This is a genomic window from Aerosakkonema sp. BLCC-F183, assembly GCF_041929145.1.
GTDB lineage: Bacteria > Cyanobacteriota > Cyanobacteriia > Cyanobacteriales > Aerosakkonemataceae > Aerosakkonema.
Genome location: NZ_JBHFNU010000037.1, coordinates 1 through 24,068, shown reverse-complemented (window position 1 = coordinate 24,068; position 24,068 = coordinate 1). Strand labels below are relative to the sequence as shown.

Genomic DNA, 24,068 nt, shown 5'->3' with positions numbered 1-24,068 from the left:
GTTATTTATCAGACGCCGCACTTTTCAAACCTTTGCGTCGCATCCAGCGAAGGTAGATCAAAAGCAGCACGAGTGCTAGCAAGTTACCTAAAATTTGGCCTGGCTCGGGTACTGCATTGGGATCTGCCGCTTGGTTGGACGATCCTTGAGTGGGTGCTGGGGGTGGCGGCGGGGCGGCGGGTAGTGCGGCGGGTTTCGCCAAGCTGGTATTGGATAGCTTAGCTTGTGCTTGTGGTTTCATACCGTCTGGCGTTTCAGCCGGCACTTGCACTTTTTTGGTATCTTTGGGATCGACTCGCACATCTTCAGTGACGGCGACAAAAGCGGTGTATTGCGATAGCAACCGATAAGATAGCGCTGTGTCGGTAACAGCTTTGACGCCATTGGGGTTTTCGCCGCCGTACATTTTACTCATTAAATCTTTAATGCGGGCGCGTCCCCAAAGTTGCGCGATCGCTTCATTTCCGCCGCCATCAAATTCGATCGGCAAGGTTTTTTCATAGCGTTTGCCACCAGCAGCAATACCCGTAATTTTGAGGTTGCCTTTAGTGCGATCGCCTTTTCTGCCAAACAATACCAGCGGTTCGTTCGCAAACAAATCCGGTGGTTTGAGAGGATAAATTTCCGGTGCTTTACCCGTACCTTGCCAGCTAACTTCGATATTCGTCAGTACCGGATTGTTGATTTCTTGGAAGAACTTTTCCACTACTTTTTCGGGGCGTTCTTCGGGCGCTAAAACTTTGGCCGTACCCCGTCCTTCTTCCGCGATGCGATCGACTAAAAAGCGGTTCACGGAAGGGCCGACACCAAAACTATAAAGTCGATTTCCCGGTTTCAGGTTTTTCTGCACTTCTGCAATGATGGCATTATCGTCGCCGATCAAACCGTCAGTGATCAAAACCACACTTCGCAGGCGTCCGTCCGGCGCAGGTGGGAAACTCAGCACTTTTTGGATGCCATTCATTAACTCTGTACCGCCGTTAGCATCAATGCGATTGATGTAATTGAGCGCTTTTTGTCGGTTTGACGCTGTATTTGGTAAAGGTGTGGCAGATAATTGCTGAGCGGTATCGGCAAAGTCAATAATAGTAAAGGTATCGTTGGGATTTAATCCATTGATAAACCGCCGCATCAATTCCTTCGATTGCACAATGGGTGTGCCCTCTTGAGAACCGGAGGTATCCATCAGAAATACGACATCTTTGGGTACAATTTCGTTGCTTTGATATTGCACCGCCGGGATTAAATAGGTAGCGAAGTGACCGCCTCTTTCATCGGCTGAAGATAGGACTGTGGATTGAGTTTGATTGCCGGCGACTTGATAGCGCAATATCAAATCTTTGTTGGGAATTGTGTTTTGTTTGGCTAACTGAACTCGCACAATGCGCCCGTCTTGTACGGTAGCGATTTGGTGAGAGAGCGATCGCACATTACTTATCGGCACTCCCGCCTCAAGTTCCACCGTCACGCCGATATCTTGTCCGGAACGTCCGGTCGGTACTGTCGGGGGAGTAATTTTCGAGGCGTCTTTAACTAAATTTGTATTCCCCGCACTATCTACCGTATTTCCGGGAATATAGCGTGGCCCCACAACCATCGGAAAGACGAATTCGTAATCGCCTTTAGTAAATTTTAGACTCTCGGTGTAGCGAATCGTGACATCTATTTTTTCTCCAGGTTTGATGTTAGCTAAAGATTGGGTAAAAATATTATCTCGTTCTTGTTCCAGCAAACCGGCTATTTTGCCCTGTGCTTTGGCTTGCTGATAAATTTGTTTCGCTTCTTCGCGTTTTTTAATCAGTCCTCGAATGATGCGATCGCCTACTTTAATTTCCATATCATCCACCGCCGCATCATCCGGAAGTGGAAAAACATAAACTGCTTCGATGGGATTTTTAAACGGATTGGTAAAACTTTGCGTCACTTCCACCCGCGACACATTTCCCGAAACTTTTGCCATCACTTCGGTATGTTTCAACGGGAAAACTTGCTGTTTTCCGTTAACATCGGCAAACAAACCTCCTGTTTTAGGAGTGGTTTTGTCATTTTCTGGTTGAGTAACTACCGGATAGTTGGGAGTAGAAACCTGTTGGGCTACAGGAGATAGCAAAGCCCTCACTCCCGCCAATCCTAACAGTACCAAAGCACTCGCGGCGATCCATTTCGGATATTTTCGTTTGGCGGGCAGAGATTTGGCATTCAAATCTTTGATAACTTCTGCTGCGGATTGATAGCGCCGCTTCGTGGCACTTTCCAGCATTTTGTCGAGGATGCTACCTAATTCGTTGCTAATTGGCGTCCTCAAATAATGCCGCCACACCCAGGTATCTTCACTCGTATCGCTCAAATCGAAAGGTGGCATTTGCGTGAGCAAATGGATACAAGTGACGCCCAAACTATATAAATCGCTGGCAAAAATTGCTTTACCTTTTACTTGTTCTGGGGCGGTATAGGCTGCGGAACCAATTACAGTCCCAGTTTTGCCCAACATTGTTTCGCTGGTATATTTCGCCGCACCGAAATCAACTAAAACTAGCTGCCCATCTTTACTGCGAATGATGTTTTCGGGTTTGATATCGCGGTGAATCGTGTGATGGCTGTGGACAAATTGCAGCACTGGCAGCAAATTTTGCAGCAATTGGCGAATTTCGCTTTCGCTAAAAGGGCCTTTTTGTTGTAGTTCTCGATCTAAATTTTCACCATCGATAAATTCTTGCACCAAATATTGTTGGTCATTTTCCTCAAAATAAGCCAGCAGTTCGGGAATTTGAGGATGGGTGTCGAGAGTTTTGAGTTGCGTTGCTTCTTGACGAAATAATTCTGTCGCTTTTTCCCGATTCTCTGTGCCTTGTTGTTGGGGAAAAAACTGCTTAATTACGCAGCGCGGTTGAGATGGTTTTGATTCATCCACACATAAGAAGGTTCTGCCAAAACCTCCTTGACCGATCGGTTTGATGGCGCGGTAGCGCTCTTGTAGCAACAAGTTTGAGCTACAATTTTTGCACGCAAGTGCATTACTGGGATTTTCCGGGTGCTTGCAAGCGGGATTGAGGCAGTAGCACGGACGCTGATTGTGGGCGGTGCTTTCTGATGGGGGAAAATTAGCCATATCACCCATTTTCTATACCTTTAAGGTTATTCTAGCCAGAGGATTTTGCAAAGGGTAGATACAATATCAATTCTTCATCTTCCGCAAGATAGATATAAAGTTCGTTTAAATTTGGGGGGCAATATTTCGCTGTCCTTTTTTTAGGAACTAATCGAACACATTATGAAAAACTTTTGGCAAAGTGAAAGTAGGATACACTGGGAAGGTGACTGGAGATGGCCCAGACTACCGTAAATTTGCAGACTGCGCCGGGACATCAAGTGCTGGCAGCTGCGGGTAAAACGACTAAAACCGGGCGGAAAATTTATTTGTCACGAATTGCTGGCACAAAACCGCGAAACAGAAATCCATTAAGCTTTGGCGGGGGAAATAAAGATGAATGCCATTTGAATGCACAAGAAAATTTGGCATTTCTACTCACCCTTTCGGAAAACACCTAATCGCGAAAAGTAGGGTGCGTTAGGCGCAACTTGTAACGCACCATCAATTTGTAATAGACATCTTCAAAAATTCTTGTGGGGTAGGCATCCTGCCTGCCCTTGAGATTCTTTTGTGGAGATGTCTAATCGCGTTGGCTATGAGGCTCTTTCAGGTTGATGGTGAAAAATGTTTATCAATATACTTGGAGATGGTGGGTTACGGCACGGCAATTTAATTATTGGTTGCCATACTCAATTTCTCGCCCGTGCCTAACCCACCCTACAGTTAAATAAGATCCTATTATCACCACAAAAACGAGAGAGCTAGAAGGGCGGGGTTTTAGACCCAGGTTTTCGATAAAGAAGAGGGGATTGGTACTAGACAAGGGTAGAGATTTGGGGTATACTTCTTTATAATGGGAATTCGTTTAAAAATTTTTTTTTAGACAAATTCCCATTATAAAGAATACAATACCATTAATCGAGCTTTTAAACAACAAAAAAACCCCTTCTTCATAAAAATTTTTTATTCCTCCACTCGATAACCAAATTCGGCCAAACGGCTGCGAGATTGCCGCCATTTGGGTTCTACTTTGACGAACAACTCCAGGTAAACTTTGCCAGCAATTAATTTTTGCATTTGTTCGCGGGCGGCGCTGCCAATTGCTTTGAGCATAGTGCCGCCTTTGCCGATGAGAATTCCTTTTTGAGATTCGCGTTCGACATTGATGGCGGCGAAAACGCGAGTGATGGTGGGAGTTTCTTCAACTTTCTCAATGATGACAGCGACAGAGTGGGGAACTTCTTCGCGAGTGAGGAGCAAAATTTGTTCGCGAATCAATTCGGCCATGATGAAGCGTTCGGGTTGATCTGTAACTAGATCGGGGGGATAATAATAAGGGCCAGGTTCGAGGCGATCGACTAATAATTTCAGCAATTCGTCCAAACCATTGCCGTTAAGAGCAGAAAATTTGACTAAAGGCCATTGGTGGGGTTCGATCAGATCGAGATAAGTGCGATCGATTTGTTGATAATCGGAATGTTGTCGGTCTATTTTATTGAGCCCCAAAATAACAGGTGTTTGAGTCGTGCTTAAGAGATCGACGATGTAGCGATCGCCACCACCAGCTTCTACAGAAGCATCGACAACAAACAACACCACATCCACAGACTGAATGGCAATTTGGGCATTTTGCACCAACACTTGCCCCAACTGGTGGTGAGGTTTGTGAATTCCGGGAGTATCGACAAAAATCATCTGCGCCTCTGGCGTGGTGAGAATACCCCGCAAGCGATTGCGGGTCGTCTGGGCCACAGGAGAGACGATCGCAATTTTTTGCCCCACCAAATGATTCATCAGGGTGGACTTGCCGACATTCGGACGTCCGATAATGCCGATAAAGCCAGACTTGTATCCCGCTGGTGCGACCGGGATAGCAAATACCTCCGACTTATCTAAAATATCATCTCGATCGCTCATCTACTCCCAGCCTCAACTATATGCCAATCTTCATTATCGCTTTAGATAAAAAAATGGTTGACACTCCCCAGCCGTCATGCGTGGGGATTCTAACTTCACAGACAGAACTTGCTCTACCAGGTTTGCACCAAGTAGAGTAGAGGACCCATCTCCGTTAGCGTTACTTCCAGTCTGCCCGACCGTAGATTTTGCTTTGAGCAAAATATTGATAGCCGCATTCCAATCCCTTTGCAGAATCAACCCACACGAACAAACATGGGTTCTAGTGCTGAGGGATTTTTTAACCATCGCCTTACACTGACTGCATTCTTGAGAGGTGTACTGGGGTGGAACAGCAACAGCTAACCTTCCAAACTTGGCTGCAAAATACTCTATCCACTGCCTAAACTGATACCAGCTAGCATCAGCGATTGATTTAGCTAGACAGTGATTCTTGAGTAGATTGCCAACTTTTAAGTCTTCATAGGCTATTAAATCGTTAGATTTGCAAACGTGACGCGCTAATCTCTTAGCGTGTTCGGTACGCTGCCTACTTACTCTTAAATGTTTTCTGGAATATCTAGCTCTTGCCTTACGGCGTCCTGATGAACCTTTGACTTTTTTGTAGATACGACGCTGTGTGTGTTTGATACCAGATTCAGCTTTCCTCAAGAATTTTGGACTGGGCTCGTGATGTCCGTTTGAGTCAGTATAGAAAGACTCTAAACCCACATCTAAGCCAATTTCTTGACCTGTTGGTGGCTGAATATCAACACATTCAACATCAATAGCAAACTGACAGTAATACCCGTCAGCACGTCTTACCAAGCGAACTCGCTTGATGGACTTAACTGGATAGGTGTGGATGTCCCACTTACCCAAAAGCTTGAGTTCACAGATTCCCTTTTTATCGGTAATGGTGATGCGTCTTTTGGTTTTGTGTAGCGACCACCCTGAAGTTTTGTACTCTACTGAACGGTTATCTTTCTGAAAACGTGGAAAACTTTTCTTCCCGGTTTTATTGGTTTTACAGTTCTCGTAAAACCGAGAAATTGCAAGCCAACCACGCTCAGCAGCCGCTTGCACAGCCATTGAGTTGAGGTCTTTTACAAAGGGGAACTCCGCAGCGTAGTTCGGTTGAATACTTATTCAAAGCAAACCGATTAATTTTGGGATCTTTGGGCGCATCCATCCAATAACGAATTGCTTTGTTACGGATGAATTGCACTGTCTTGATAGCTTCATCAATTGCCTTATATTGATGCGGTTTGGCTTTGATTTTGTATTCAAGTACCAGCATTTGTCTACCTCCTGTTTTCATTATATTAGGTGTATAGCCATTTGACCGGACAAAATGAAAACAAAAAGAATTGATATACGCATGACAGAATATGAAATTAAACAACTAGACTCAAAAGCAGAACGTAGAGGCATGACTCGCGAACGAGTTAGTTAGAAGTATGGTTGCGCTTGTTGCCAGAACCTAATATAAAGCCGTCCTAGAAGGACGGGGTTTTAAACCCAAGTTTTTGATAAATTTTCACTTGCGATCGCTAACTCAGAGGGTTGTCATCTGAGTCATCTTGTGCAATATTGGGCCGAGTTTTGCCGATGTAAAGTTGCGTTGCTGCTTCAGCAGGTAAGGGCCGGCTAAAATAGTATCCTTGGACACCATCGCAGTTGGCCAAGCGCAAAAATTGCAATTGTTCTACGTTTTCAACTCCTTCAGCAATCACTTTTAAGTTTAGCCCGTGTCCTAAAGCGACGACTGAGGTGATAATTGCGGCATCTTTTTTGTCACTGCTCAAATCGTGGATAAACGAGCGATCGATCTTCAGCTTATCTAAAGGAAATCGTTTCAAAGTCCACAGCGAAGAATACCCCGTCCCAAAATCATCCATCGAAATGTGGATTCCCATTCTCTGTAAAGACTGCAACACAGAAATAGTCAAGTCTACATCCTGGATCGCAATGCTTTCAGTAATTTCTATTTCCAGACAGCCCGGATGCAGACCTGTTTCTGACAACACTTTGGCAATTGTTTTGACTAAATCGCGTTGTTGGAACTGACGAGCCGAAAGATTGACAGCCATGCGAATAGGAGGTAAGCCAGCTAACTGCCAAGCGCGATTTTGAGCGCAAGCAGTTCGCAGTACCCATTCGCCGATCTGACAGATCAATCCAGTTTCTTCTGCTAAAGGGATAAAATAATCGGGAGGAATTAAGCCTCGCTCGGCAGAATGCCAGCGAATCAAAGCTTCCATACCCACAATTTCACCAGTATTTAAATCTAATTGCGGTTGGTAGTGCAACAGAAACTCTTGCCGTTCTATCGCTTTATAGAGATTGTTTTCCAGCAGCATTCGCTCAAAAGCTTTGTTGCCGATCGCAGGTGTGTAAAGCTGGTAATTATTGCGACCTTGTTGTTTAGCCCGGTACATAGCAGCATCGGCATTTTTCAGCAGGGTTTCCGCATCCTCACCGTCATAGGGAGCCAAGGCAATTCCGATGCTAGCTTTTACGTAGAATTGCTGCTCGTTAAAATTATAAGGAACGCTCAGGACATCAAGAATTCGCTGAGCAATATGAGAGGCATCCTCTGTATTGTTAATGGGCGATAGCAATATAGTGAATTCATCGCCTCCCCAGCGGGCAATCGTGTCACTTTCCCGCAGAGAATTTTTCAGTCGTGTGGCGACATCTTGCAGCAACCGATCGCCAACAGCATGACCCAGCGTATCGTTTATATTCTTAAAACAATCCAAGTCTAGAAACACCACAGCCAACATTTCCCGTCGCTGATGAATATTTGCCAGGGCTAGAGAGAGCCGATCGTTAAATAGTAACCGATTGGGCAAACCTGTCAGGAGGTCGTGGGATGCTTGATGTCGGATCGTATCTTCAACCCGTCTTTGCATCACCGCCATGTATAGGTGTACTCCCAAAGCTTGTGCTAGCTTGATTTCATCCGCATTCCACTCTTTGGCTTGTCCTTTTTTGATTTCTCGCCAAGCGTCAAAAGACTGTCTCGGTCGCAAGTTGCGATCGTCTGAATTCAAACGCCCAGCCCATAAAGTTTCTGTCTCGACCTCATTGCGAAAAATTGTCATACACCCAACAGATTGTTGCTGATATCGCAGGGGCACAATCAGGAGAGAACGAATGGAAGTTGCCTCAAAAGCCGGCGCTAAAAAATGTAATTGAGGTTCTCGGTAAAGGTCGGTAATAATGTAGGGAAAATTTTGATTAATTAGGGCGTGTTCCGTGAGATTCTTTAGCTCTGTATTCAAAAATAATAATTCAGAAGTCTTATCTGGGAAAGTGTCTTTGTAATGGTTGATAATTCGTTGCCAAAACAAGCTTTCTTCAATACAGGCAGCAGTAAGTTTTTCACCACAGGTGTAAAGTTGAGCGGGTTGACCTGTGGCATCTGGGGTGAGATACAATCGACCACCAGAACCGTGTAAAGCTTTGACTGTTTGTTCTAGAACTTTTTGGCGAATTTCTGTAATATTAAGCGGTGAATGAAGCAAGCGGCTGATTTGGTTACAAACAGCTTCTTGTTGAGCTTGTTTGCGAGTGCGCGACAGCAAATTAGACTGAGCGATCGCGATCGATACCTGATCCACTAACAACTGTACGATTTTTAAATCTCGTTCGGAAAAGTTTCGCGGTTTGGAATGGTGAGAAACCAACAAACCCCAAAGTTGATTTTGGTGCAAAATCGGCACAACTAGAGAAGAATGCACACCCATAGCGCTGAGGTATTCTACGTGGCAAGGATCGACCGCGCTATAGCGAACATCTTCTGCCATCAAGCTTTCTCCGGTAGATGGGCAATCCAGTTGGCTGGTAGTTTTGCGCCTGGAAGTCACGTCAACGATCACCCTTTGGCGAGCTTTCAGAAACATCTGACGGGAATGGGGAGGAATATCGGTAGCCGGAAAATGCAGGCCCAGCAACGAAGGCAGTCGATTACCGTGACGAGCTTCCGCAATCACTTCTCCACTGCCATCCGTATTAAAAAAGTATATTTTTACGCGCTCGGTTCCCAAAAAAGATCGGATTTCCTGTACCGTTGTCGTCAAAATTTCTTGCAGTTCCAAAGAGCGACGAATTCGGGTGGCAATTCGATTGAGCAAACTCTCCCGATCGTAAAGAGAGCCTTCCCCTGCCTTTATCCCTTGCTGTGATGTCTTTGTATTTTTTCTATGCGACATTCCGATAAACCTTCTCTTTTGAGCGCTCTCCGATGTTGTCTGCGTGTATTTGTTCAAAAACGAGATTCTGAAGCAAAAGATTTTATTTTGACGACAATGTATATAATTTTACATTTTTAACTATTAAGTTTTAATTATATTTAACATACTTAAAACTTTGTATAAAATCTCAAGAAAAAGATAAAAATTTGATATAAAAACAACAGTGCCATCCTACCTGCTGCTTTTCGAGGCTGAATGAAGTCGTCTAAAGTGTGTTTTTGGCTACTTGATGGTTCCCAGCAGCAAATGACCCACGGACATACAAAAACACTAAGTACAAAAACACTGAGTACAATATTTAACTCATTTGGGCGAGTACTCAAAGGCTGGGGCATAGGACTCCCCGATCGCGCAGAGAATAACTATCAGACAAGAGGAGCAGAACAACGATGGATAATCTTCTGGAGGAATGAAATTAATCGCAAAGGGTTTGATATTTTTGACAGTAGAATTACCAACACTAAAACATGACCTCAACATTAATGAAATCAAGGGACTGGGATGCCCTAACTGCTGCCCTGGAAGGGATAGAAATTATTACCGATGCGACCCAAGTAGCTAAGTTATCTCAGGATTACCACACTTTTAGCCCTATTTTACAAGCTCAGCTGGCAGGAAAAACAGGCGATTTGGCGATCCGTCCGGCCAACGAAGCAGAAGTGTTGCGCGTAGCAGCTGCCTGCGTAGAATTTAAAGTGCCCCTGACAGTGCGAGGTGCCGGTACTGGCAACTACGGGCAGTGCGTACCCCTCAACGGCGGCGTCATTCTGGATATGACGCGAATGCAGAATATCTGCTGGGTAAAACCAGGCATAGCACGGGTAGAAACTGGTGTCAAGCTGGCGCAGCTGGATAAAAAGGCGAGGGAAATTGGCTGGGAAATGCGGATGGCTCCATCCACATATCGCACGGCCACCATCGGCGGTTTTATTGCCGGCGGTAGCGGTGGCATCGGCTCGATTAACTACGGATTGCTGGGCGATCGCGGCAACCTGCTCGCCTTGCGAGTCGTCACCCTGCAAGACACGCCGCGTGCGATCGAACTGCGCGGAGACGATGTACAAAAAGTAAATCACGCCTGGGGGATCAATGGCATCATCACTGAGTTAGAGATTCCCTTGGGGCCAGCATATCCTTGGGCGGAAGCGATCGTCACGTTCGAGAGCTTTATGGCAGCAGCTCGCTTCGGACAAGCCCTGGCTGACAGCGATGGCATAATTAAAAAACTGATTTGCATTACAGCGTGGCCAATACCCAGCTATCTTACCCCCTTGCGCCAATACATACCAGATGGCTCGCACGCCGCCCTGTTGATGGTAGCAGAAACCAGCCTAGAACCCTTGGCAGAGTTAGTTCGCGAATCTGGCGGCAGCATCACCTATCAGAAACTCGCACAAGATGCTGGCAAAGGCTTCCAACTGGCAGAATATACCTGGAATCACACAACTTTACACGCTCGCAACGTCGATGCGTCCATAACGTATTTGCAAAGCATATTTCCAGCAGATAAAAGTTTGAAGGTCGTCGAACATATGTACGATCGCTTTGGCGACGAAGTGATGATGCACCTAGAATTTTTCCGCGTCGGCGGTACGGCAATTCCTGGCGCATTGCAACTCGTTCGCTACACCACAGAAGAACGCCTCAACGAAATCATTCGCGATCACGAAGAACAAGGCGTTTTCATTGCCAATCCCCACGTTTACATTTTAGAACTGGGGGGCAGAAAAAAAGTTGATGTCGAACAGCTCGAGTTTAAGCAAATGGTTGACCCTTACGAACTGCTCAATCCAGGTAAAATGCGAGTACGTCTGGAACACGATCGCTAGTTGACGACTGATGCCATGTTCCAGACAATCCACTTTTTTTACCCCAGATGAAGACGATGCACGCTTGGGAGAGCAGTTCGATGTTACGGATGTTTTCAGGTTTTTTTACAAAAATTTATACTCTAGCCCAAAGCCATTCATAAAATTAGAACAACCAAGTTTGCGGGCATAGGGTATCGGCGATCGGGCATTGGCGATCGATCGCTGTTGAGGGCTATAGCAACCATCAGGGCAAGAAATATTACCCCTTTGCCCGATATCCTCAGTCTTCATGATCTTCAAACGGATCGCTCAATTCCTTGGAAGGAGGCCCGAAAGCCGTATAAATTGAGAAGCCGGTGATCGCAATCACAACAACGGCTATGGAAATGCTAAGAACTGTTGCAGGTTCCATAAGTCTGGTAAATTATGAGTCTTATTCATTTATAATATTACGGAAAGTAACAAAATCGCCAAGTAACCCTAGACGTAAGTCGTGGGGTAACATGGTTTCTGCTTCAGCCGCACTGTGGTACAACACACATAGGTACAACACACATAGTATTCAGATTCGTTTTAGGTGAGACATGGCACAAAGGACTTTGTTGGGAGATATTCTCAAACCTCTAAACTCGGAATATGGTAAAGTTGCTCCCGGTTGGGGCACCACGCCGCTGATGGGTGTTTTCATGGTGTTATTTTTGGTCTTTTTGTTGATTATTTTGCAGATCTTCAATTCCTCGCTGATCCTCGATACTTTCAAGGTAGACTGGAGAAGCCTCGGTAGCTAATCTGCTCGCGATCGACAGAGATAATAGATGGATTTTTAGCTTACCCGGGTTGACCGGGTTTTTTTTGCTAGGACTGGCTGCTAAATTTTTTCAGGCTCCCCAGGAGGTATTCTTGTGAACATCTTTGGTATCGGTCTGCCGGAAATGGCGGTGATTTTGGTGTTAGCTCTATTGATATTTGGCCCGAAAAAGTTACCAGAAATCGGTCGCAGTCTGGGTAAGGCGATTCGCGGTTTTCAGGAAGCGTCGAAGGACTTTGAGAACGAGTTTAAACGGGAAGCTCAGCAGATAGAGCAAGCGGTAAAATCGGCAGCACCTCCACAATCTGAGGAAGTGGCTACAGCCAACTCAGAAAATAATGTAGCGACTTCGACGAAACAAAGTTAAAGTTAAGGTGTTAGAGGCGATGAAGTCGGCAGAATCTGCACCCGCGTTAGTGATTCCACAGTTGATTGTAGGGTTGGGGAATCCAGAACCGAAATACGAGCAAACGCGACATAATATTGGTTTTGCGGCTGTCGATGCGCTCTCCCGTTGCTGGCAAATTTCTTTATCGGAAAATCGCAAGTTTCAGGCATTGTTCGGGGAAGGTCGCAGTCCTACGGGAGAAAAGATCCGTCTGATCAAACCTCTAACTTACATGAATCGTTCGGGACAGGCGATTCGCTCGGTGACGGATTGGTTTAAGCTGCCTCCGGAATCGGTGCTGGTAATTTATGATGAGATGGATTTACCCTTGGGCAAAATTCGTCTGCGCTTATCTGGTTCTGCTGGGGGACACAACGGTATGAAGTCGGCGATCGCTCATCTCGGTACGCAGAACTTTCCCCGTTTGCGAATAGGCATCGGCAAACCGAATGTAGCGGCTACTCAGGATAAAGATGCTATTTCCCACGTCTTGGGGAAATTTTCAGATACGGAAACGCAACTAATTTCTGATGTCCTCCAACTTGTCGTGCAGTCGGTAGAGCTCAGCCTCAAACAAGGAGTTGAAAAGGCTATGAGTCTCTACAATAACCGCACGGTGGGAGCGATCGACACACCCAACAACTAGATCGCGAGCGATGTCCGGCTGACCCCCCTGGGGTTAACCGGACATCTATACTCTCGTGACAATAGGGTCGTTTAGCTAGGCAGACAACAACTCTTTATCTCATTCGCTTCTTGCGTCGAGCTGCCGTTGCCTTACGTTTGCGCTTCTCCAGCGGCGTTTCAAAGTGACGATGATTCTTGACATCAGCCAAGATACCCGCTCTTGAAACTTGACGTTTGAATCGACGTAAAGCCGATTCGAGTCCTTCATTTTCCCCTAAGACCACTTGGGTCATTCTTGCTACTCCGCTCTACAACACTGAATGAACTACCCCACCATGCTAACGCCAGTAAGGGTTCTGTTGAACGCTTTTGACGAACAGCATTTTTGAAATTACCCTTTCGTTGCGTTTCTGTCAAACCTTCTTGGGGTTAGGGGTTAGGGGTTAGGGGTTAGGGAAGAGAGAAGAGGGAAGAGAGAAGAGGGAAAAGATTAATTCTTCCGCTCCCCCACTCTCCCTCTCCCTTCTCCCTCTGCCTCTTTTTTTTGACTTTTAACTTTTGACTTTTGACTTTTTCTGCTCTAGTTACCTACCGAGTTGGTTAAGGTAGGAGAGGTCTACCGAACCGAAATGGATACTGAGAGCAACGTTTAAATTTTCTAGAGCTTGAATCAGCCACATCACAGCGGCTCCAGAGTCAGACTCGTAGTGGTTAAATAGAATGGAAAACCGCTTTTCTAAATAAGGCTTGACTTTCCGACACAGCAGCACTATTTTCAACAATAAACCCATTGTGATGTTGATACCTACATTTGCAACTAGGTCTATAAAGACAAAGTGTTGAGGTTGTTGCGGGCTGTTAACCACTAAAAAGTTTAACAAATGGCTACAGGTTCTAATTAACAAAAATTCGTTCAGTTGTTGCGAATCATTATGAGAAAGAATAGTTTGCAGATGCGTATGTAGTTTTTTATTAAACTGCCGTTTACCGTATTCGGGATCGATCGAGCTAACCAGATATGAGTAGAGATCGTTTTTAAAGGAGCGAAAGGAAGGCGTTCTGCTACTGTGAGTCAGAAAGGTTTGGGCTAGGTCGCGATAAGTATAATTCCCTTCTGCTCTACCAGCATATTGTTTAATAGCACCGAAAAGTTCTTGGTCGCTCAGTAAAGTTGGATTTTTTACAGGTGGTATAATTATTCTGGAAGCATTCTGGGGTTGTTTGCGAGCTAACTGACTCCGCCGCACCTGGTAGGTGACGTACTGAGACAATCCAACTTCAAATTGTGCCTGCGCTTGAGCTTGTATTTGTCGGATCGTTTGTTGTTGTTCGGAAGTGCTGTCCTCGCTCAAAAGACAATGCTCGTACAAATACGGATACCGACGAATTAACGAGCCCAAAGTTTTAGTTTTTGCTTCGCTTTTCACTTCTGCGGTTTTACTCATTACCTGAGCCAAACGTCGCAGGGTTAAATACTGTTCGCTCTCAACAAAAAGCTTATTCAGTTCTTGCAAACGCCTGACAGAACGAGAGCGGACAGTATGCGCTCCTCCTGTCCTGGTGGGCGTTTCTTCAAACAAGTCAATCAGTTCTGGTATTGCTGCTTGGTGTTGGGGGTGCATTTGCCAGCGGTTGATTAAAATGTGGCAGCAACGATTGAGCACAAATTTGAATTCTTGCTCGGCTTGCTTGGAACTGACAATTCGATCGAGCAAAGATATAATTTCGCTATCCTGATACCCCACACCCTCAATAAACAAGCTGCGAAAGCGCTCGATCGCACGATCTGGGGTTTCCACCTGTGCCCAGTGGAGTAAATGTTTGTATAACTGTTGCTCTTCCGGGCGTACTTGCCTCGTATATGGGTCTTTCCAGGCAGTCACTTCGCTCACCTCTTCCTTACCTGGCCGTAAATTTTTCGGCTACTAGAGAACTTAGATCCTCCATAATTAGCAATTACACTATATTTCACTATGACTGACCGCTGAAGGGGATAAAAGTAAAATCATTCTCTAGAGAGATGCTGTTGCTCTTTAGTTACTTGATTCAGTCTTACCCTTTTTGATTGATTTTCTCGCTTGTTTGAGTATAATCGCTTATTTCCATTTTTCCTCAATCTTAGTAATGAAATATAGAAGCTAACTGTGACTTACATCACCTAAATAAGTTGATTTAACATCGTCCTAATTTAAGAGCCGCTGGCTGCGATCGAGTCAACAGTTGGCATTCATAAAAGATTTTCAGGTTTGCAATCAACAGTCAAGGGGCTGTAACCCCCTGTGTTTGTTGTCACTATACACCTAACTATATTAAAAATAGCTCAGTATTTTACTTTACACTCAGGTACTAAGTTAAGATACAAACAAAAAATGTGGATTTTTTGTAAAGATTCTGTTAAGGTACGGGCTGTTGCTCGAAACTCACTCAGATAGCCTATCATGCCTTGCCGCGCCACCATTGCCCAATTGTCTGAAATTCTGGCTCTTTCGCCCAAAAATTTGTCTGAAAAAGCCCTGGCGACTCTGGCAACGGGCATTTCAACGGATACGCGCAGCCTGAAGCCGGGAGAAGTGTTCTTGGCGCTGCGGGGAGAAAATTTTGATGGGCATAAATTTGTCCGAACTGCGGTTGAAAAAGGAGCGATCGCCATCATTACAGAGCGGGATATCGATGACAAGCTGCCAGTAGATTTCCCGGAATTGCGAGTGGCAGACACCTTAAAAGCATACCAGGAGATCGCCAGCTGGTGGCGCGATCGATTTTCCATTCCGATTGTCGCCGTAACTGGATCTTTTGGCAAAACTACGACAAAAGAACTGATTGCGGCAGTTTTGTCCACCAAAGGGCGCGTTCTCAAAACCCAGGCAAACTACAATAACGAGATCGGCGTACCCAAAACGCTGCTGGAACTGGGGCCAGAATATGACTTTGCCGTGATTGAAATGGCAATGCGGGGTAGGGGTCAAATTGCGGAACTGACACAAATAGCACATCCAACCATCGGTGTAATTACGAATGTGGGTACGGCACATATAGGCATACTGGGCACTGAGGAAGCGATCGCCCAAGCGAAGTGCGAGTTACTCGCCGAAATCTCTCCCACGGCAGTTGCTATTCTCAATCAGGATAATCGTTTGCTGATGGAAACTGCTGCTACCGTCTGGCAAGGGCAAACAATAACTTATGGATTAGAAGGGGGAGATTTACGCGGGGAACTGATTAACTTGGAAACTCTGAGAGTGGAGGGATTAGAATTTCCCCTACCTTTACCGGGACGGCATAACGCACAAAATTATTTAGCTGCTTTGGCAGTAGCTAAAGTACTTCAAATCGATCGCACACCGTTAACTGCCGGTTTGTCGGTGACTTTGCCAGAAGGAAGGGCTAAACGTTACGAATTGCCTAACGATATTGTAATTTTGGATGAAACTTACAATGCCGGGTTAGAGTCGATGCTGGCGGCGCTAAACTTGCTGGCGCAGACACCGGGTCAACGCCATATTGCGGTGCTGGGTACGATGAAAGAATTGGGCGAAAAATCCTCACAATTGCACCGCCAAGTCGGTGCGAAGGCGCGGGACTTGAATCTCGACGCTTTGCTGATTTTAGCAGACGATCCGCAAGCTGAAGCGATCGCCCAAGGAGCCAAGCCTTTGCCATCGGAATGCTACCAGACGCACGCCGATGTCGTAGAACGGTTGAAAGAAGTGGTCAAAGAGGGCGATCGCATTCTCTTTAAAGCTTCTCATTCCGTGGGACTCGATCGCGTTGTGAATGAGTTTCGGCAATTGGTAATTGGTCATTAGTCGAATGGCATAAATATGGCTAAGAAACTAGACCGAATTATTGTTGTAGATATCGAAGCGACTTGCTGGTCAGGGTCGCCACCACCAGGTCAAGAAAATGAAATTATCGAAATCGGTATTTGCACATTAGATATAGCTACCGGGAAACGACTGGAAAAAGAAAGTATTTTAGTGAAACCGGAACGCTCCACTGTCAGCGAATTTTGCACGCAGTTGACTACATTAACTCAGGCGCAAGTAGACACCGGAATTTCCTTTGTTGAAGCTTGTGCAATGCTCAAACAAAAATATTTATCGCATCAGCGAGTTTGGGCAAGCTATGGCGACTATGATAGACGACAATTGGAAAGACAGTGCGAATCTCGCCACATTAGCTATCCTTTCGGCACAAGACATATTAATGTAAAAACGCTGTTTGCAATCATTCATGGTTTGCCGATCGAAGTTGGTATGGACGAAGCTTTGCAATTACTGAATCTACCCCTGGAAGGTACGCATCATCGCGGCGGAGATGATGCTTGGAATATCGCGGCGATATTTTCTGAGTTGCTATTGAAACGAAGGTTTTATAGCTAAAGAAGAAGGAAGGGGGGAGTGGGGGAATTAATATTTTCCTTTTTGACTTTTGACTTTTGACTTTTGACTTTTTCTTCTTCTCCATTCTTCTGCAAATCTACCTGCTCTTCTGGGGGGAGAAAGGGAGGGTTTGCTTTGCTGTTCTGCTGTGGTGCGATCGCTATTTTCCGATGTGGCAGAAACTGACTCTAACAGGGGCTCTCGATTCATTCGTGCTGCGTGATTGAACAGATCGGGCATAAGCTTGACTAAACTTATGTCAATTTCGTTCAAGTTAACATCGCTCAAAATTGCACCTGTCAAATTGGTCTGATATAAGTTGGCTGACTTCAAATTAACCTGACTCAAGTCGGCACTATTCAAGATAGTATTCCTGAGATTGGCATTTTCTACATTGGCACTGGTCAAGTTGGCATTGGTGAGGATAGCACCTTGCAAATTTGTATTAAACAGATAAGCATTAATCAATTTTGAATTTGTCAGGTTAGCATTGGTCAAGTTAGCCATTGTCAGGATAGTTCTACTCAGATCCGCATTAGCTACTTTGGCATTAGTTAAATCGGCTTGACTGAGATTAGCTCCTGTTAAATCGGTACGATTGAGCATAGCTCCATTCAGCTTCGCGCCAACGAGGGTACAAGCAGCCATATAAGCACTTTTGAGGTTGGCATTATTGAGGATGGCATTCCTGAGAGTGGTTTCGCCTAAATAAGCTTCGCTCAAGTCCGCACCTGTGAGGTTAGCACTTTCTAAATTGGCAGTTTCCAAATTAGCTTTGGTTAATTTGGCGGCGGTGAGGTTGGCACCTCTTAAATCGGCCATACTCAGATTAGATTCGATGAGGACAGCTTCGGTTAAAAAGGCAGCACTGAGGTTGGCTTCTCGCAAGTCAACTTCTCTGAGTCTGGCACCTCGGAGTCTGGCATTTTTTAAATTTGCGCCTCTGAGGTTAGCTCCCCTGACCATAGCATTTCTCATTTTGGCTTCTTGCAGGTCGGCTACTTCTAGATTGGCGCTTCTGAGGACGGTCTGCTGTAGTTCGGCACCGCGTAGCTTGGCACCCCGCAAGTCAGCACCTTCTAGCATAGCACCGGCTAAGTTGGCACCGGTGAGGTCAGCACCTCGAAAGTTGCCGCCTCTGAGGTCTACATTTTTGAGATCGCATTTGGGACAGTGATTTGTGGTCAGTAATTGTTTGATATGTTCTGGTTTGGCAGCTTGTGAGGGGGCTGTCCAGTAGAGAGGGGCTAATAGAAATGCGATCGCAAAGATTTTTCGTTGCATTTTATTTTGAATGTAAAATCTAAAATCCCAAATCTAAGCTGGATCTCATTGTTGCCATACAATTATACAAGATGCTGTTAATATGGCTGGCGTCTAAAGAAGGAAACCGATCCAGATGTCGAGCGAGATGTCGATCGATCGGTAGCTGAACTCCCCTCTCTCTCTTCTTAAATACCGTGGCTTTTGCCTATTACCCAATGACGGCGGAAAAATCGAGCTAAAGCAGATTCCTCTAAAGCTAAATAGATGGGGCGACCGTGAGGACAAGTGCGCGGATGACGTGTGTACTGCCATTGTTCTAAGAGCGTCTGCATTTGCGGTAACGTTAGAGGAGTGCCGTTGCGGATGGCAGTGCGACAGGCAACGGCGACTTGCGCGGTTTGCAAGTCACTGCCTAAACTGAGTTCGAGGAGAGCGTTGGCACAATCTTCTCGCTTTGCTAGGAGTTCGGGTACGGTGCGTACTGCCCACATTTGTTCGCCAAAGGTTTCGATTTCTAAGTTAATGCGTTGCAGTTGTTCGACTTGGGCAGGTGATAAATTGGTAAGTACGATCGGCGGTTGGATGGGTACGAGCTGCCAAGCGGAACATATTTGCTCGTATATTACGCGCTCGTGGGCGATGTGTTGCTCTACTAACCAAACTCCGGCTGGATGTTCGGCGACAATATAAGTGTTGTGAATTTGGCTAACGGCACGCAGTTCCATCAGTCCAATATCATTTTTAGGGGATAAAATTGGTGAAATGGAACGATTGACGTTGTAAGTGCTTTTGTTTTCGGCGGCGGTCAGCAATTTACCCACTCTCTCGCTGCGGGAGGCTTCTGGAAGATTGGCTGCACTGATTTGCAAAGCTCGATCGATCGCTTGGGTAACTTGTTGCTGCCAATAATTTATCGAGTGCAGGTAGATTTCTGCTTTGGCGGGATGGCGATTCCAGTCAATTCGATCGGGCGAAATTTGCAGGTGCAGGAAACAGATGGGGTAGCGATCGCGCGGTAATGTACGCTGAAATGATGCCAGTATGGTTTGTTCGAGTTCCGGCGACTTCACCATCCGTCCGTTTGTCGCTACTCGCACCCAGTCGGGACGGCGGCGATGACACCTGTCTGGAAGACCGAGAACTAATTCTAAGGATTGGGTATTTAGGGGTAGAGGAGAATTTGCATCTAAATTGCCATTCCCTCCCTCATCTTGAAGAGTCTCCAATTCCAGCTTCAATTGCTGCAAGTCGCTTAGATGGATGTCGCGCAGAATTTGGGGCAGAATTTGTTGTGGGGTATTGCCAGGACTGATGGTAAACCATTGGCGATCGTTTTGCTGCACTTGCCAGGTAACGTGGGGGTGACAGAGGGCGATTTGGTGAATTGTCGCTTGGACGGCTTTGAGCTGTTGTGCGGCTGGCGGTAATCCCTGACGGCGGACAGTCCAAGTTCCGAAGATGTTGGCGGCGGTGACGATCGTTCCGGGTGCGATCGCAATTGCTTGTTCGATCGCCGGTTCCCCCAACCCATCATACAGAATTCGCCACCCTTGCGTACCGTCAGCAGTGCGACTGCAAATTTCCAATTCGGATAGTTGCGCTAAACTGTGCAACGCTTCGCCGCGAAATCCCAGACTCGTAATTTTCCACAAATCTTCGCAGCGACGGATTTTGCTGGTGCTGTGGGCTGTTGCGGCCAATCGCAAGTCGTCTAATTCCATGCCACAACCATTATCTGCCACAAGCACTCGCCATTGTTCCGGCCAAAGGGAAATCGTGATGCGCGTTGCATTGGCATCGAGGGCGTTTTCTACCAGTTCTCGCACAACAGCTGCCAGAGAGTCAATTACCTCACCGGCGGCGATGAGGTGTACGACTTCTGCGGGTAGGAATTGGATGGGGGAAGGCATGGGTGAAAAAAGTCAAAAGTTAAAAGTTAAAAGTCAAAAAAAAGAAGCTAAGATAAAGAGTTTGGTGGAATTAAAAAGATTCATTATGCTTGGGGGTTGCTATAAAGATTTTTCTGTAAGCTTTAAAGCCAGGTTTTGATTTTATATCATCTCCGGTTACATCGGGAGCGTCAAAAAGAGAGCGATACCTGCTTCGCGATCGCATCTGTGTTCATCTGTGTTTATCTGTGTTCATCTGTGGTGAAAATTTAACCACAAATTCTGTGCAGACAATCCTTCTTACCTTAATGTCGGCAGAAAGCTCCCGCTATAACCGAGGCGGATCTATCGAGGCGCAGCCGAGTACCGCCAATGGTTTAGTGGTGAGACGGTAGGCTTGAATGCCGGAAGTGGTTCCGGCATCGCCTACCTCATGAATGCCGACCAGCTAACAATTGAGCGATAGCGAATCATTATAGTTCTACCCGTGTTCGTAGCAGGTAAAATGTGATATCATCCTATCATGATAGTCGTCGAAGCTAAGCTAAAAGGAACCCAGTCACAGTACAACAAGTTTGATGAGGTAATCCGTACAGGACAATTCATCCGAAATACTTGCTTGCGTCATTGGGAAGATAACATTGGGGTCACTAGAAACGACCTCCAAAAGCTTTGCTCGGTGCTAGCTAAGAACAAAGAAACTCCTTGGGCTAAAAAGCTCAACTCTCAAGCTAGGCAGGCTCACGCTGATAGAGCGTGGTCTGCCATTGGGCGTTTTTATGAGAATTGTAGGCTGGGCAAGCCCGGAAAGAAAGGCTACCCAAAATACAAGAAGGGATGTCGTTCCGTTGAATACAAAAACAGCGGATGGAAGTTATCTGCCGACAGAAGACAGATAACCTTCACCGATGGTTTTGAAGTTGGAACGATGGACTTATGGAGTTCTAGAGATTTGGTCTGGTACTCAGAACAACAAATCTCTAGGGTTCGAGTCATAAGACGTGCTGACGGCTACTATGCTCAGTTCCTAGTGGATTGGGAGAGGAGAGAAGAGCATGAACTTCAAGGGAAAATGGTTGGAATCGATTTAGGACTCAAAGAGTTCTATACCGATTCCGATGGGAATACTGTAGAGAACCCTCGTTATTTGAAGAAGTCTGAACGAAGATTAAAAATGCTGACTCGTCGGGTTTCTAAAAAACACGTCAAGGGGAAAAAGCAGTCCAATAGATACCATAAGGCACGTAAGGCTTTAGCCAATCAACATCTCAAGATAACTAGACAGCGTGAAGACAAAGCTCGTAAGGATGCTTTGGCGCTAGTTAGATCTAACGACCTAATTGTCTATGAAGACTTGAAGATACGAAACATGGTGAAGAATCACCACTTAGCTAAATTTATTAGCGATGCAAGTTGGTATCAATTCACGCAATGGCTTCAATACTTTGCCAAGGTTCATGGTGTTATAGTCATCGCCGTACCACCACACAACACGACTGTTGATTGTTCGTGCTGTGGTGCAAAGGTGAAGAAAGCTCTTAGTACTAGAACTCATAGATGTAACAAGTGTGGTACAGTCTTAGACCGTGACCACAACGCCGCAAAAAACATCTTGGCAAAGGGCTTCAAACTGCTAGCTGAATATTTAAACAACAGTACCGTAGGGCATACGGAATCTGGAGCCAAAAGCTCAAAAGCGCAGGGAGAAACTAACCTCTGGCTCAAGAACGGAGACGTTCTTGCTCGCTTGTTGGCTCGATGAACTGCGAACCAAGGACTCTTGGGAATCCCCCACTATATTCGGTACTCCGAATTAGTGGTGGGAGGATGTCAAACGATGGATGCTACCGGACACGATATTACCCGATCGTCTGCATTGCTGAGAATCCCCCAATATAATTTTTGATTTGGTAGGGGAGGATGTCAAAATATTGTGGAAAATATCCACAATATTTTGAATTTAAGATATTTATAAACCCAACTTTTTGCGGATTGAGTCTTCTTTATCTCTGAATCCGACGAGTACAGCTATGCCATCCTTAACGAACAGCGGACGCTTAATCAGCATCGCATCTAGGGCAAATGCTTCAATCCATCGATCGTCTGTCCAAGAGTTCTTTTCTTCTCCTAACGATCGATAAGATTGTCCGGATGTGTTTCGCATCGGTTTCGCTCCCAAAGCTTTCACCCAATCAACCAACATTTCGCGAGTGGGTGGATTTTCTTTTGTGTTGATGAATTCGGACTCGATGCCGTTATCTTCAAGCCATTTTAAGGCTTTTTTGCAGGTTCCACAGTTGGGGATTCCGTAAACTTTGAGCGACATATAGTTAGGGGTTAGGGGTTAGGGGTTAGGGGTTAGGGGTTAGGGGTTAGGGGAAGAAGAAAGTAGAATCAAGGGTTTGATAATATTTGTTGTGCGATCGGGTCGATCGGTAATGCGATCGATCATCTTAAGGCTTTACCGAGACTTTGGCAATCGTGTCTTCGGCAAGAAAATTATGGCTTCTCCTCGTTCCTGAAGAAGATTTGAGTTATCTTTAGTTTGTTTCCTATTTCCATCTGAAATGGGTTATCTAAAAATTTTACTATTTCGCTCACAGCCGGGTAAATATTCTCAAATATAAGTATTTGGGGAGCTTTTAAACCAAGGGCATCATAAATTGATATAACTGCTTCGGCTACTTGTTGACGATTAATTGGCTCAGCAGACAGTGCGATTTTTGTCCATTTTTCAAGGTAATCTGGGAGTCGCGCTACTTGTGCTGACGTAAGTTGGATAATTTGGTGGCGTGACATATTTCATCGGTTTGTTGTGGGAAGGATTTGTTAAGTAATTTGGCTCGATCGCACGCAGGGGATAAGTGCAGGAAAATCTTTGAAAAACAAGGATTTGAGCCTATTTAAGATTTTAAGCTATCATAAGTGCAGAAGAGCGGGTTTTTTAAGCGCAAGATGTGCGATCGCATCTCAAAACCTCGAAATTATTTCTTTAGGCTCACGAGATTTACCCACTATGACAGAAGCTCAAAACGAACAACCAAATGTATATACTCCCGTACAACCTAGTCCTCTAGCTAAGGTAGGAGAATTTATGTCCAATTGGAAAGTCAAGGCTGGCTTAATCGGTACTGCACTTATCTCCCTGATTATTGGTGTGTTTGTATTCAATTTCTTTTGGTCGCACATAGTTGCGGGTATGGGGATGAAAGATTGGTCAAAGCGTGCTGGCGCGGCACCGATCGAGTGTATGATTAAAGACTCCAACGATGATGGCTATGTAAGTTGCAGCGCTATGCTTCGAGGTGAAGTCGTACCCCTGGAATGCGGATCGAGCATTTTTAATATCGGTTGTCGAGTCAATTACGGTGCTGCTGCTGCGCCGCAGGTGCGTCCGATAGCTTTACCGAATAGTGGCGGACGTTCTTGATCAGATCGAAGGATTCGCTAAAGTGGCTCAGCCCCGATTGGAATTTAACTGGTGTTCTCCCGTATCTGGGGATGGCTTTTATCTTAATGTCGCAAGAAGACTCCCGTTATAGCGTTAGCTTAACGGGAGATGAATTGCGACCAGCTAATTAATTGAGCGTAGCGAATCAATATAGTTTGACAAAAGAGTTAACTCCAAGTTAAACTATTAACAACCCT

Annotated in this window: 22 protein-coding genes; 9 read left to right on the top strand and 13 right to left on the bottom strand. The window is 45.5% G+C overall.

The window, feature by feature from the left end; all coding sequences use genetic code 11:
* Window position 1: 1 nt before the first annotated feature.
* A complete protein-coding gene (locus ACE1CD_RS09250; protein WP_374823387.1) occupies window positions 2-3,109 on the bottom strand; it encodes a VIT domain-containing protein in 3,108 nt (1,035 codons plus the stop codon).
* A gap of 215 nt (window positions 3,110-3,324) precedes the next feature.
* Here ACE1CD_RS09250 and ACE1CD_RS09245 point away from each other — a divergent pair, with 215 nt between their 5' ends.
* Window positions 3,325-3,549, top strand: coding sequence for a hypothetical protein (locus ACE1CD_RS09245; protein ID WP_374789985.1), 225 nt, complete (start codon window positions 3,325-3,327; stop codon window positions 3,547-3,549).
* Between the two features lie 505 nt (window positions 3,550-4,054).
* Here the strand turns inward: ACE1CD_RS09245 and era are convergent.
* The 4 genes from era to ACE1CD_RS09225 all read right to left on the bottom strand — a co-directional run bounded on the left by era (window position 4,055) and on the right by ACE1CD_RS09225 (window position 9,207).
* Window positions 4,055-5,008: a GTPase Era gene (gene era, locus ACE1CD_RS09240; protein WP_374789983.1), complete on the bottom strand. Its 954-nt coding sequence runs from the start codon at window positions 5,006-5,008 to the stop codon at window positions 4,055-4,057.
* Window positions 5,009-5,041: 33 nt separating this feature from the next.
* Window positions 5,042-6,079, bottom strand: a complete 1,038-nt coding sequence (locus ACE1CD_RS09235; RefSeq protein WP_374823384.1) for an RNA-guided endonuclease InsQ/TnpB family protein — start codon at window positions 6,077-6,079, stop codon at window positions 5,042-5,044.
* A complete protein-coding gene (locus ACE1CD_RS09230; protein WP_374823382.1) occupies window positions 6,057-6,287 on the bottom strand; it encodes a hypothetical protein in 231 nt (76 codons plus the stop codon). Before ACE1CD_RS09230 ends, ACE1CD_RS09235 begins: the two co-directional genes overlap by 23 nt.
* A 253-nt stretch (window positions 6,288-6,540) precedes the next feature.
* Window positions 6,541-9,207 carry an EAL domain-containing protein gene (locus ACE1CD_RS09225; protein ID WP_374789979.1) on the bottom strand — a complete coding sequence of 889 codons (2,667 nt, stop codon included), beginning with the start codon at window positions 9,205-9,207 and terminating at the stop codon, window positions 6,541-6,543.
* A 509-nt stretch (window positions 9,208-9,716) separates the two neighbouring features.
* Here ACE1CD_RS09225 and ACE1CD_RS09220 point away from each other — a divergent pair.
* Window positions 9,717-11,078, top strand: a complete 1,362-nt coding sequence (locus ACE1CD_RS09220; RefSeq protein WP_374789977.1) for an FAD-binding oxidoreductase — start codon at window positions 9,717-9,719, stop codon at window positions 11,076-11,078.
* A 105-nt stretch (window positions 11,079-11,183) separates the two neighbouring features.
* On the opposite strand, the gene ACE1CD_RS09215 is transcribed toward ACE1CD_RS09220, so the two are convergent.
* Together ACE1CD_RS09215 and psbN are read right to left on the bottom strand one after the other, a co-directional pair.
* Window positions 11,184-11,351 (bottom strand): hypothetical protein, encoded by a 168-nt coding sequence (locus ACE1CD_RS09215; protein ID WP_374789975.1) that lies wholly within the window; start codon window positions 11,349-11,351, stop codon window positions 11,184-11,186.
* Window positions 11,341-11,472, bottom strand: a complete 132-nt coding sequence (gene psbN / locus ACE1CD_RS09210) for a photosystem II reaction center protein PsbN (RefSeq protein WP_374789973.1) — start codon at window positions 11,470-11,472, stop codon at window positions 11,341-11,343. Before psbN ends, ACE1CD_RS09215 begins: the two co-directional genes overlap by 11 nt.
* Window positions 11,473-11,644: 172 nt before the next feature.
* Between psbN and psbH the strand changes: the two genes are divergently transcribed.
* From psbH to pth, 3 genes are all read left to right on the top strand, one after another.
* Window positions 11,645-11,848: a photosystem II reaction center phosphoprotein PsbH gene (gene psbH, locus ACE1CD_RS09205; protein ID WP_374789971.1), complete on the top strand. Its 204-nt coding sequence runs from the start codon at window positions 11,645-11,647 to the stop codon at window positions 11,846-11,848.
* Between the two features lie 114 nt (window positions 11,849-11,962).
* Window positions 11,963-12,235 (top strand): TatA/E family twin arginine-targeting protein translocase, encoded by a 273-nt coding sequence (locus tag ACE1CD_RS09200; RefSeq protein ID WP_374789969.1) that lies wholly within the window; start codon window positions 11,963-11,965, stop codon window positions 12,233-12,235.
* A 19-nt stretch (window positions 12,236-12,254) separates the two neighbouring features.
* The gene (gene pth, locus ACE1CD_RS09195) at window positions 12,255-12,902 is read left to right on the top strand and encodes an aminoacyl-tRNA hydrolase (RefSeq protein WP_374789967.1); all 648 of its coding nucleotides are present in this window, start codon (window positions 12,255-12,257) and stop codon (window positions 12,900-12,902) included.
* Between the two features lie 94 nt (window positions 12,903-12,996).
* On the opposite strand, the gene rpsU is transcribed toward pth, so the two are convergent.
* Together rpsU and ACE1CD_RS09185 are read right to left on the bottom strand one after the other, a co-directional pair.
* Complete coding sequence (gene rpsU, locus ACE1CD_RS09190; protein WP_190471310.1) at window positions 12,997-13,176, bottom strand: 30S ribosomal protein S21; 180 nt, start codon at window positions 13,174-13,176, stop codon at window positions 12,997-12,999.
* 291 nt (window positions 13,177-13,467) lie between these two features.
* Window positions 13,468-14,775 (bottom strand): hypothetical protein, encoded by a 1,308-nt coding sequence (locus ACE1CD_RS09185; protein WP_374789965.1) that lies wholly within the window; start codon window positions 14,773-14,775, stop codon window positions 13,468-13,470.
* 546 nt (window positions 14,776-15,321) lie between these two features.
* Here ACE1CD_RS09185 and murF point away from each other — a divergent pair.
* Together murF and ACE1CD_RS09175 are read left to right on the top strand one after the other, a co-directional pair.
* Entirely contained in the window at window positions 15,322-16,689 is a 1,368-nt protein-coding gene (gene murF / locus ACE1CD_RS09180; RefSeq protein ID WP_374789963.1) for a UDP-N-acetylmuramoyl-tripeptide--D-alanyl-D-alanine ligase, read from the top strand.
* A gap of 15 nt (window positions 16,690-16,704) precedes the next feature.
* Complete coding sequence (locus tag ACE1CD_RS09175; protein WP_374789962.1) at window positions 16,705-17,265, top strand: exonuclease domain-containing protein; 561 nt, start codon at window positions 16,705-16,707, stop codon at window positions 17,263-17,265.
* Window positions 17,266-17,292: 27 nt separating this feature from the next.
* Here ACE1CD_RS09175 and ACE1CD_RS09170 read toward each other — a convergent pair whose 3' ends face one another.
* Window positions 17,293-18,549 (bottom strand): pentapeptide repeat-containing protein, encoded by a 1,257-nt coding sequence (locus tag ACE1CD_RS09170; protein WP_374789960.1) that lies wholly within the window; start codon window positions 18,547-18,549, stop codon window positions 17,293-17,295.
* Window positions 18,550-18,716: 167 nt separating this feature from the next.
* Window positions 18,717-20,441 (bottom strand): DNA mismatch repair endonuclease MutL, encoded by a 1,725-nt coding sequence (gene mutL / locus ACE1CD_RS09165; protein ID WP_374789958.1) that lies wholly within the window; start codon window positions 20,439-20,441, stop codon window positions 18,717-18,719.
* A gap of 502 nt (window positions 20,442-20,943) precedes the next feature.
* Between mutL and ACE1CD_RS09160 the strand changes: the two genes are divergently transcribed.
* Window positions 20,944-22,182: an RNA-guided endonuclease InsQ/TnpB family protein gene (locus ACE1CD_RS09160; RefSeq protein ID WP_374823379.1), complete on the top strand. Its 1,239-nt coding sequence runs from the start codon at window positions 20,944-20,946 to the stop codon at window positions 22,180-22,182.
* A 207-nt stretch (window positions 22,183-22,389) separates the two neighbouring features.
* On the opposite strand, the gene ACE1CD_RS09155 is transcribed toward ACE1CD_RS09160, so the two are convergent.
* Both ACE1CD_RS09155 and ACE1CD_RS09150 read right to left on the bottom strand, forming a co-directional pair.
* A complete protein-coding gene (locus ACE1CD_RS09155) occupies window positions 22,390-22,746 on the bottom strand; it encodes a Spx/MgsR family RNA polymerase-binding regulatory protein (protein WP_374789952.1) in 357 nt (118 codons plus the stop codon).
* A gap of 173 nt (window positions 22,747-22,919) precedes the next feature.
* Window positions 22,920-23,219, bottom strand: coding sequence for a hypothetical protein (locus ACE1CD_RS09150; RefSeq protein WP_374789950.1), 300 nt, complete (start codon window positions 23,217-23,219; stop codon window positions 22,920-22,922).
* Between the two features lie 217 nt (window positions 23,220-23,436).
* Here ACE1CD_RS09150 and ACE1CD_RS09145 point away from each other — a divergent pair, with 217 nt between their 5' ends.
* The gene (locus tag ACE1CD_RS09145) at window positions 23,437-23,850 is read left to right on the top strand and encodes a hypothetical protein (RefSeq protein ID WP_374789948.1); all 414 of its coding nucleotides are present in this window, start codon (window positions 23,437-23,439) and stop codon (window positions 23,848-23,850) included.
* The last annotated feature ends 218 nt before the right edge of the window (window positions 23,851-24,068 follow it).